3 tRNA genes are annotated in these 248 nt (G+C 52.4%); all 3 read right to left on the bottom strand.

Annotated features, from left to right (window positions below):
- Positions 1-2: 2 nt before the first annotated feature.
- The 3 genes from G9F74_RS29725 to G9F74_RS29715 all read right to left on the bottom strand — a co-directional run bounded on the left by G9F74_RS29725 (position 3) and on the right by G9F74_RS29715 (position 248).
- A tRNA-Glu gene (locus G9F74_RS29725) sits at positions 3-74 on the bottom strand.
- Between the two features lie 22 nt (positions 75-96).
- A tRNA-Thr gene (locus G9F74_RS29720) sits at positions 97-169 on the bottom strand.
- Positions 170-173: 4 nt separating this feature from the next.
- Positions 174-248: transfer RNA gene (locus G9F74_RS29715), tRNA-Asn, on the bottom strand.

Raw genomic sequence — 248 nt, 5'->3', positions numbered from 1 at the left:
GGTGACCCGTACGGGATTCGAACCCGTGTTACCGCCGTGAAAGGGCGGTGTCTTAACCACTTGACCAACGGGCCAAAAATTTAAAAACTTTTTCCAAGCTTCCAACCGGGGTTGAACCGGTGACCTCTTCCTTACCATGGAAGTACTCTACCAGCTGAGCTATGGAAGCATAATGGCTCCGCAGGTAGGAATCGAACCTACGACCGATCGGTTAACAGCCGATAGCTCTACCGCTGAGCTACTGCGGA

This window comes from Bacillus sp. EKM202B (assembly GCF_011066025.1).
GTDB classification, from domain to species: domain Bacteria; phylum Bacillota; class Bacilli; order Bacillales; family Bacillaceae_G; genus Bacillus_A; species Bacillus_A toyonensis.
This window is presented reverse-complemented; position numbering and strand designations above follow the sequence as displayed.